The organism is Saccharopolyspora taberi (assembly GCF_039534165.1).
Lineage (GTDB): Bacteria > Actinomycetota > Actinomycetes > Mycobacteriales > Pseudonocardiaceae > Saccharopolyspora_D > Saccharopolyspora_D taberi.
Genome location: NZ_BAAAUX010000001.1, coordinates 90,020 through 98,806, shown reverse-complemented (window position 1 = coordinate 98,806; position 8,787 = coordinate 90,020). Strand labels below are relative to the sequence as shown.

10 protein-coding genes are annotated in these 8,787 nt (G+C 71.2%); 3 read left to right on the top strand and 7 right to left on the bottom strand.

All coding sequences use genetic code 11. The annotated features are described in order from the left end of the window. The 5 genes from ABD691_RS00600 to ABD691_RS00580 all read right to left on the bottom strand — a co-directional run. Window positions 1–1,350 (bottom strand): DHA2 family efflux MFS transporter permease subunit (locus tag ABD691_RS00600; RefSeq protein ID WP_344677308.1); only part of this gene is annotated, 1,350 nt, incomplete at its 3' end. Continuing rightward, the gene (locus ABD691_RS00595) at window positions 1,340–1,540 is read right to left on the bottom strand and encodes a hypothetical protein (protein ID WP_344677307.1); all 201 of its coding nucleotides are present in this window, start codon (window positions 1,538–1,540) and stop codon (window positions 1,340–1,342) included. The genes ABD691_RS00595 and ABD691_RS00600, both read right to left, overlap by 11 nt. Next, window positions 1,540–2,946 (bottom strand): amidase, encoded by a 1,407-nt coding sequence (locus ABD691_RS00590; protein ID WP_344677306.1) that lies wholly within the window; start codon window positions 2,944–2,946, stop codon window positions 1,540–1,542. The genes ABD691_RS00595 and ABD691_RS00590 overlap by 1 nt, the downstream gene beginning before the upstream one ends. 269 nt (window positions 2,947–3,215) lie before the next feature. Continuing rightward, complete coding sequence (locus ABD691_RS00585; RefSeq protein WP_344677305.1) at window positions 3,216–3,776, bottom strand: LmbU family transcriptional regulator; 561 nt, start codon at window positions 3,774–3,776, stop codon at window positions 3,216–3,218. Between the two features lie 256 nt (window positions 3,777–4,032). Further along, complete coding sequence (locus tag ABD691_RS00580) at window positions 4,033–4,827, bottom strand: HAD hydrolase family protein (protein ID WP_344677304.1); 795 nt, start codon at window positions 4,825–4,827, stop codon at window positions 4,033–4,035. 201 nt (window positions 4,828–5,028) lie between these two features. Here ABD691_RS00580 and ABD691_RS00575 point away from each other — a divergent pair, with 201 nt between their 5' ends. Further along, the gene (locus tag ABD691_RS00575) at window positions 5,029–6,024 is read left to right on the top strand and encodes an LLM class flavin-dependent oxidoreductase (RefSeq protein WP_344677515.1); all 996 of its coding nucleotides are present in this window, start codon (window positions 5,029–5,031) and stop codon (window positions 6,022–6,024) included. Between the two features lie 165 nt (window positions 6,025–6,189). Next, complete coding sequence (locus tag ABD691_RS00570; RefSeq protein ID WP_344677303.1) at window positions 6,190–6,504, top strand: hypothetical protein; 315 nt, start codon at window positions 6,190–6,192, stop codon at window positions 6,502–6,504. 3 nt (window positions 6,505–6,507) lie between these two features. Here the strand turns inward: ABD691_RS00570 and ABD691_RS00565 are convergent, their stop codons facing one another. After that, window positions 6,508–7,422 carry an acyl-CoA desaturase gene (locus tag ABD691_RS00565; RefSeq protein WP_344677302.1) on the bottom strand — a complete coding sequence of 305 codons (915 nt, stop codon included), beginning with the start codon at window positions 7,420–7,422 and terminating at the stop codon, window positions 6,508–6,510. Window positions 7,423–7,511: 89 nt separating this feature from the next. Between ABD691_RS00565 and ABD691_RS00560 the strand changes: the two genes are divergently transcribed. Beyond that, window positions 7,512–8,276 (top strand): HAD-IIA family hydrolase, encoded by a 765-nt coding sequence (locus ABD691_RS00560; protein ID WP_344677301.1) that lies wholly within the window; start codon window positions 7,512–7,514, stop codon window positions 8,274–8,276. 6 nt (window positions 8,277–8,282) lie between these two features. Here ABD691_RS00560 and ABD691_RS00555 read toward each other — a convergent pair whose 3' ends face one another. Beyond that, window positions 8,283–8,738: a nuclear transport factor 2 family protein gene (locus ABD691_RS00555; RefSeq protein ID WP_344677300.1), complete on the bottom strand. Its 456-nt coding sequence runs from the start codon at window positions 8,736–8,738 to the stop codon at window positions 8,283–8,285. Between the last annotated feature and the right edge of the window lie 49 nt (window positions 8,739–8,787).

Sequence of the window (8,787 nt, the reverse complement as noted above, 5' to 3'; positions counted from 1 at the left end):
CGCGACGGCCGCCGCGACCGCCAGGCAGCCCGCCGAAGCGGCGAACGCGGCGGAGTACCCGCCCGCGAGCGGTTCCGGCCCCGGCACCCGCGCGACCGCGACGGTGAGCGCGCTGAGCGCGGCGAGCCCGACCGCGCCGCTGGTCTGCCGGACGGTGTTGAGCAGCCCGGCCGCGAGGCCGTTCTGGTTCGGCGGCACCCCACCGGTCGCCGCCACCGTGATCGGGGTGAACGCGGCGGCCGTCCCGAACCCGAACACGATCCCCGGCAGCAGCACCGACGACAGGTACGCGGCGTGCACCCCGACAAGCATCGCGATCGCGGCGAAGCCCACGGCACCGATCGCGCAGCACACAACCGCCGCGCGGCGCGCGCCCATCTTCACCGACATCGGACCGGCCGACTGCGCGCCGCAGAACATCGCCAGCCCGATCGGGAGGTAGGCCAGACCGGCTTCCAGCGGCGAATACCCGTGCACGTCCTGCAAGTACAGCGCGAGCAGGACCGGGCTGGCGAAGAAACCCAGCCCCAGCAGGAACATCACCACGTTGCCGCTGCTGACCGACCGGAGCCGGAACACGTTCAGCGGCAGCAGCGGTTCGTGCGCCCACTTCCCTTGGTGCAGCAGGAAAACGACGAGGAGCACGAGCCCTCCCAGCAACGGCACGACCGCGGACTGCATGACCGCGTAAACCAGTCCGCCCAGGCCCGCCGTCGCCAGCACCGCGCCGATCACGTCGAGCCGGGGCCGGGTTCGGGCCGCCTCCCGTCGCGGGAGCACCACGGCCGCGGCGACGATGGCCAGCACGCCGATCGGGACGGTGGCGAAGAAGACCCACCGCCAGCCCGCCCACTGCGTCAGCAGCCCGCCGACGACCGGGCCGGATGCGGCACCGATCGCACCCACCGCGCTCCACGTGCCCAACGCGCGCGCCCGCTTCCGGGGCTCGGTGAAGGCCGTGGTCAGCAGCGACAGGGTCACCGGCATCAGCAGGGCGCCGCCGAACCCCTGCACGGCCCGCGCGACGAGCAGCTGCTCAGCCGTCGCGGCCAGCCCACCGACCATCCGCGCCGCGGTGAACAGGCCCATGCCGAGGACGAACATCCGGCGCTGCCCGAAGACGTCGGCCAGCCGCCCGCCGAGGAGGAGGAACCCGGCGAACAGCAGCGTGTAGGCGTTGACCACCCACGGCAGGGCGGCTGCGCTGAACCCCAGTTCCGCGCGGATCGCGGGCAGTGCGACCGAGACGATGGTGGCGTCCAGGATCACCACGAACGAACCGGCGCAGGCCAGTCCGAGCACCGCTCCTGGCGCGGGTTTCGCCGCAGGAGGGCGGGTTTCAGTTCGCATGGTCTTCCGCTTCCGGTGAGACGTCGACTTTGAGGATCGGAGCCGACCAGTGGTCCGTCGGCATCGCGCGGAGGGAGTCCACTGCGGACCGGTGTGCGCGGTAGATCTCGGCCAGACCGCGGACTTCCCGCTCGTCGGCCGGAATTCCTGCTGCCGCCAGCAGGTCTGCGACACGCTGGAGGTCGGGCATCAGGCCACCTCCGCGGTGAGGTCCGGCGTCCGCAGGTGCCAGCCGGTGCGTTGCTGGAACGCGTCGCCGACGCGCAGGACCGAAGCGTCGTCGAACAGCTTCCCCGCCAGCTGCATCGACAGTGGACGGCCGTCGTCCGTGCTGCCGATCGGCACCGCGAGCACCGGGTTGGCAACGCTGTTCCAGTACGGCGTGTACAGCTTCGAGAACAGCTTCTCGTTGTCCTGGTGCCCGAATTCGTTGACCAGCTCTTCGAACCAGGGAGCGCCGACCGAGGCCGTCGGGCACACGATGACGTCCACGCGACCGAACAGCTCGGACAGCGCGGCCTGCGCGACCCTCCGTGCGCGCTGCGCCTGCACGTAGTCGGCACCGGAGACGAGCGCTCCGGCGGCGAGCAGACCTCGCGCGGCGACCGTGAAGTCCGACCAGCGCTCGACCAACTCCGCGCGGTGGTGGGCCATTCCCTCGCAGCAGGCGCTGATCACGACCGCCGCGACCATTTCCTCCCGGTACGGCAGGCGGACCTCGGTCGTTTCGGCACCGAGTTCTTCAAGCACCGCAACGGCATCGTCGAACGCAGTCGCCAACGCGGGATCAGCGTCCGGTGGGAAGTGCCCTTCCCGCACGACACCCACCCGCAGGCCGGTCAGATCCGCGTCGGCGGCGGGATTCTCGAACCGCGCGCGGGCGGAGTCGGGGTCGGCGGGATCGTGACCGGAGATGACCTCCAGCAGCACACCGCAGTCGCGGGCGGTCCGCGCCAGCGGTCCGATCCGGTCCAGGCTGTAGGCGAGGGGGACGCAGCCGGACCTCGGCACCCGTCCGAACGTCGGCAGCAGCCCGGTCACGCCGCAGAACGCGGCAGGCATGCGGATGCTCCCGGCCGTGTCGGAGCCGAGTCCGGCCAGGAACATCCCGGTCGCCACACCGCTGGCCGTCCCGGAACTGGATCCCCCGGCCCACCTCCCGGTGTTCCACGGATTTCGCGGGACCGGGAACGGTTTCGACGGATCGGGCAGCCCGCAGCCGAACTCCATGGTCGTGGTCTTGCCGGTGATCACGCCGCCCGCGTCCCGGACCCGCGCCACCACTGCCGCGTCGACCCCTGCTCCCCAGCCGTCCCCGAGCACGAGGCTCTGCGCGGTGGTCGGTCCCTCCGCCGCGGCGATGAGGTCCTTCACGCCGACCGGAATCCCGTGCAGCGGCCCGCGATCCAGCCCCTCGGCCAGCTCGCGGTCGGCGCGCCGCGCGGCCTCCAGCGCCGGTTCGCGGAAGCGGGTCAGGTAGACGCCGAGCACGCCGTCGGCGCGATCGGCGGCGGCCGTCGCGGCGTCGAGCAGCCCGACGCTGGTCACCTCGCCCGCCCGGAGCGCCCGGCCGGCGTCGGCAATGGAGTTCAGCACGCGTTCCCCTCCCGATCTTGGCATCGGGAAGAGCATGCGACTTCAACCGAGGTTCAACGCAACAACGCCGGGGCCGGGCGGGGCGTCGGGAGCGGTGCGGAGTCGACTGGTGGCATGTCGTTCCACACCGCCGCCCCGGTCGCGGCCCCCGTCACCACCGGGCTCGCCGCGGGCGAACCAGCCGTTGCGGATCGCGGAGCCGGTCCGCCGCGTTGCAAATGCTGATCGCGGAAAATCGTTACACCACAGGGCTTTCCGATGATCCGTCCTCAGTGGACGGCTAACGCCCGGTTGGCCTCGCCCTCTTCCAGAGCGCGGCCCGCCGCCGAGTCGAGGTTGGCGATGATCCAGGTCTCGATGCTGCTGCCGGCCTGCTCGGCCGCGCGCTGCCATCGTTCCAGCCGCTCGGTCGTCACCTGGATCGCCGGCATCGGGCGCTCCGGCGCCACCGCGCCGCGCTCCGCGAGGCGGCTGTTGCGGACGTGCTGGCGCAGCTGGTTGCGGGACCAGCCGGACTCCTCGGCGAGGTCGAGCCAGTAGTCCTGCTGCTCGGCGGGCAGCGCGGCGACCTCGGCGTGGTGCTGGAAGCTGAGCTTGTCCCGGCGCCGGGAATGTTCGAACCGGCGCGCGACCCACGCGTAGTTGCGAATCGTCTGGTAATCCAGCCGGGCCGTCTCGATCGCGCGCCGGTAACGGTCCGAGTAACGGGTCTGCCCGTACACCACCCAGTCTCCGAGAAACCAGGCGGACGAATTCACGATCCGCGTGATCTTCTTGCCGGTCCGCTCCCACTCCTCGAATGCCAGCGAATGCGGGAACTGCAGGCCCACCTGGGTCGCGAGAACTTCCCCATTCCGTTCGACGTGATTCTCCCGGACTCCGTATGAATCGCGACCGGACAACCGGGAACCTTGATCACGGTTGCGCATTTCGAGTACCACTGATCCCTTTCTGACAGGCACCGCCGAGCATGCGCACCCCGGCCACGCACGCCTTCGCGGTATCGCGAGCTCGTTCCCCAACAGTATTGATTCCACCTTACGGCCACAGCCGATCGCGGGATACATCCAACCGGGTGACTAAGAGTTACAAAGGTTGTCCACAGAGGACCCTGTCGAGAAACTGCGCCACCCCGTCCTCGTCCCGCGGCGCGGTGAGGTAGTCGGCGGAATCCATCACCGACAGCTCCGCGTCGGCCACCGCCACCGCGACATCCGCCCAGCGCAGCAGCGGAACGTCGGCCGGAGCGGCACCGAAGGCGACCGTGGTGGTGCCCGCGGGCACCAGCGTGCGCAGGTGCTCGGCGGAATCCACGCCGGGCGGCAGGACGTCCACGAAGTCCGGACCCGGAATCGCCACCGCGCCGATGGCGCCGATTTCCGCCCGCACTTTCTTCGCGAGGATCTCCACATCCTCCGAATCGGACTGGACCATGACCTTTGTCACAGCACCGGAAACCTCGGCGCGGGCCCGGCGGTGCAGTTCGGACGTCTCCGGCCAGCCGGTGCGGAAATCCTCGTCCAGCACGCAGCGGTCGCGGTGGTCGAATGCGATCCGGACACCGTCGAGCCTGCTCCGCAGCACATCGGTCAACCTGCGGGAATCCCGGACCGAGAAAGCGCTGCCGACCAGCAGCCGCGCTTTCCACGGGTCGACCACCACGGCCCCGCCGGAACAGACGAGCATATCGGCCCCGAGCCGGAGCGCCGAATTCAGGGCCGACCGCAGCGGCCGGGTGGTGGACAGCACGAATCGGCCGCCGTTGGCGCACAATCGGCTTATCGCCAGCCGCGCCCCTTCCGGGACCATCCCGCCCGCACCGGCCAACGTGTTGTCCAAAGTCGCGACGACCAGCAGTTTCCGTCCTGTGACAGCTTGCACGCGGCACCACTTCGGGAGAATTGAGAGCCTCGATTTCCGCGCGGCGAGCGCCGCGAGAAGGCCGGGTTCGACCGATCGACAACCGTAGCGCCCCGCAGCGGTCGGCTGTCAATGTTTCTGTCCCGCCGACGAGACCGTGCACGGAGCGTGACCTCGCGGACGTCGCGGGAATCCCTCCGCCCGCGCGGCGTTGACCCGGATGTGCTGCCACACCGCTTCTCCGTGCTCGACCGCTCCCGCACCCGCACCGGCCAGGGGCATCCCGAGGCGCTGCGTGACACCGTGGAGTTCGCCAGGCAGGTGGAGGAGCTGGGCTACCACCGGTTCTGGGTCTCCGAGCACCACGGCGTCCCCGGCGTCGCCGGGTCCGCGCCTGCCGTGCTGGCGGCGGCGGTCGCGGCGCAGACCTCGCACATCCGGGTCGGCACCGGCGGCGTGATGCTGCCCAACCACCGGCCGCTGGTCGTCGCCGAGCAGTTCGGTGTGCTCGAATCGCTGTTCCCCGGCCGCATCGACATGGGCCTGGGCCGGTCCGTCGGGTTCACCGGCGCGGTCCGCCGGGCGCTGGGCGCCGACAAGGACGCCGCCGAGGAGTTCGGCGCGCAGCTGGCCGAACTGCTCGGCTACTTCGCCGGGCCGCAGGGCGGAGTGGGCGCGACGCCCAGCGAGGGGCTGCGGCTGCCCGCGTTCCTGCTCGCGACCGGCGCCGGAGCCGACACCGCGGCCGATTTCGGGCTGCCGCTGGTGATCGCCGCCGTGCGCGGTAAGGACGCGATGGTGCGCGCGATCGAGCGGTACCGCGAGCGCTTCCGGCCGTCGGAGTGGTCGGCGGAGCCGTACGTGGTGGTGTCGGAGACCGTTGCGGTGGCCGAGACCACCGAGCGCGCCTACGAACTGCTGCTGCCCGAGGCGTGGTCGATGGCCTACTCCCGCACGCACGGCGTGTTCCCGCCACTGGTTTCCCCCGAAGAGATCAGGCGAACCGAGATGACCGACCGCGAGCACCGGATGTTCGAGGAGTCGTTGCGCGGTCAGATCCACGGCACCGCGAGCGAGGTCAGGTCCGCCCTGGACCGGCTGGGCGAGCGCACCGGAGCCGACGAAGTGCTTGTCGTGACAAGCACGTTCGACCGCTCCGCGATGCTCGACTCCTACCGCCGCCTCGCCGAGGTGGTGCGCCCGGCACGGGTCGGTTGAACCCGTCCGTTGTGGAGAACTCACGGAAATCGCCCGGAATCCGGCCGGGATCGCCGGTGTAGCCTTGGGGCGTCGGCGGTTTCGGCACGCAGGCAATCCACCTCGTGACCCCGCGCCACGACGGACCCGGCCGGGGCCGTCTGCCATGTCCAGGTGAGGTTCGCGATGGACGTACCGGAGAAAAGCACGCAACAACTGGTGCCCTGGCTGACCCTGATGGAGGCCATCCACCACCTCGACCGGGTGTGGGAGCACACCTACCCCGCCGTCGAGCGCGCGGGCACTCCCCCGCAGCTCCCGGCCAACATCAGCGTCGCGCTCGCGCAGGCGCTCGAACGCGGGCTCGAGGTGGTGACCGACGTGACCGCCGTGCTCGCCGCCCAGAGCGACAGCGGTGCGACCTACTCCGACGTGGCTGCCGCGCAGCAGAAGGCGCTCGACGAGTGGCGCCTGACCCGGCGGGCGCGACCCGGCGCGTGAGCGTCACGCGGACAGGCGCGCGAGCCGCCGTCGCGTCGGCCAGCGGACCTTCCAGGCCCAGCCGACCTTCTCGAAGAACCAGATGACCCGCGCCGAGATGTCCAGCTGGCCGCGCAGCACACCGTGCCGGGCACAGGTCGGGTCGGCGTGGTGGGAGTTGTGCCAGGACTCGCCGAAGGACACGATCGCCAGCGGCCAGAAGTTGGCGGCCTTGTCCCGGCTCTTGAACGGCCGCTCGCCGATCATGTGGCAGATCGAGTTCACCGACCACGTGACGTGGTGCAGGAACGACGCCCGGACCAGGCCGGCCCAGAAGAATCCGGTCAACGCGCCCCACCACGACCACGAGAGCAAGCCGCCGAGCGCGCTCGGCACGACCAGGCTGATCGTCGTCCACAGTGGAAACAGCCGGTCGATGCGCCGGATGTCCCGGTCCTCGAGCAGGTCCGGGGCGAACCGCTCGGCGTTGGTGAGGTCGCGCTCGAACAGCCAGCCCATGTGCGCGTGCCAGAAACCGCGCGCCACCGCCACCGGCGAGGTGCCGAACCGCCACGGCGAGTGCGGGTCGCCCTCGCGGTCGGAGTAGGCGTGGTGCCTGCGGTGGTCGGCGACCCAGTTGATCACCGGACCCTGCAGCGCGAGGCCGCCCGCCACGGCGAGCGCGATCCGCAGCCCCCGCTTGGCCCGGAACGACCGGTGGGTGAAGTGCCGGTGGTACCCGATGCTGATGCCCAGCCCGCTGACCACGTAGAACAACCCGGCCAGCAGCAGGTCCGACCAGTTCAGGCCCCAGCCCCAGGCGATCGGCGCGGCCACCGCCAGGGCCGCGAAGGGGACCAGGACGAAGGCGTGGACGGCGAGGTGCGCGGCCAGCGGACGGCGCCCTCGGACGATTGGTTCGGCAGGTCCATGAGTCATCGCGAACGGCTCCCGGGCAGCGGTTTCCTCCTTCCCGACCGTACGACCGGAGTCGGCAGATCACAGTCCAGGCGACGTACGGTTCTGGCATGCGGAGTCTGCTGATCGACATCGACGGCGTGCTGACCGTGTCGTGGCGCCCGCTGCCCGGCGCGGTCGAGGCGTTGCGGCTGCTCCGCCGGGGCGGCGGAGCGCTGCGGCTGGTCACCAACACGACCTCGCGCACCCGGGCGGCCATCGCCGAGACGCTGACCGGGGCCGGGTTCGACATCGGGCTCGACGAGATCATCACCGCTCCGGCCGCGACGGCCGCCTACCTCCGGCGGCACCACCCCGGTGCGCGCTGCCTGCTGCTCAACAGCGGGGACATCGCAGCCGACCTCGCCGGGGTCGAGCTGGTCGACGACTCGCCGGACGTGGTCGTGCTCGGCGGCGCCGGGCCGGAGTTCGACTACGCCGCGCTGAACCGCGTGTTCGACTTCGTGCAGCGCGGGGCCGCGTTCGTCGCGATGCACCGGAGCCTGCGGTGGCGCACCGACGAGGGGCTGAAGCTGGACACCGGCGCGTTCCTGGCAGGCATCGAACGCGCGGCCGACCGGGAGGCCGTGGTCGTCGGCAAGCCCAGCGCGGAGTTCTTCGCCTCCGCGCTGCACTCCCTCGGCGCCACCCCGGCCGACGCGCTGATGGTCGGCGACGACGTCGAGTCCGACGTGCTCGCGGCGCAGCGCCACGGGCTCACCGGCGTGCTCGTGCGCACCGGGAAGTTCACCCAGGCGAGCCTGGACCACGCCTCCGGGACGCCGGACCACGTGCTCGACTCGTTCGCCGACCTCCCCGCGCTCCTCGGCCGCTGACCCCGGTCACCGCACCGGCAGCAGCACGCCGCGCTCGGACTCCGGACGCGGGCCGCGGATCCGGCGCTGCGCCTCGGTGATCGGGACGTCGTTGATGCTGGCCTCCCGGCGGCGCATCAGGCCGTCCTCGGTGAACTCCCACAGCTCGTTGCCGTAGCTGCGCCAGACCTGGCCCCCGGCGTCACGGCACTCGTACTGGAACCGCACCGCGATCCGGTTGCCCCGAAACCCCCAGAGCTCCTTGCGCAGCGCGTAGTCGAGCTCCCGCGACCACTTCTCGCGCAGGAACTCGACGATCTCGGCCCGGCCGGTGACGAACCGGTCCCGGTTCCGCCAGACCGAGTCCTCGGTGTAGGCCAGCGCCACCCGTTCCGGGTCGCGGGTGTTCCAGGCGTCCTCGGCGGCCTGGACCTTCTGCGCGGCGGTGCGCTCGTCGAACGGCGGGAACGGCGGTCGCGACATCGGAGCTCCTTGCTGCTCAAGGGAGAACGATCGTTCTCCGACTGCTCGG

Coding starts and splice junctions, on each gene's coding strand:
- ABD691_RS00595 (WP_344677307.1), bottom strand. CDS start 1,540: ATGCCCGACCTCCAGCGTGTCGCAGACCTGCTGGCGGCAGCAGGAATT.
- ABD691_RS00565 (WP_344677302.1), bottom strand. CDS start 7,422: ATGACTCATGGACCTGCCGAACCAATCGTCCGAGGGCGCCGTCCGCTG.
- ABD691_RS00570 (WP_344677303.1), top strand. CDS start 6,190: ATGGACGTACCGGAGAAAAGCACGCAACAACTGGTGCCCTGGCTGACC.
- ABD691_RS00555 (WP_344677300.1), bottom strand. CDS start 8,738: ATGTCGCGACCGCCGTTCCCGCCGTTCGACGAGCGCACCGCCGCGCAG.
- ABD691_RS00560 (WP_344677301.1), top strand. CDS start 7,512: ATGCGGAGTCTGCTGATCGACATCGACGGCGTGCTGACCGTGTCGTGG.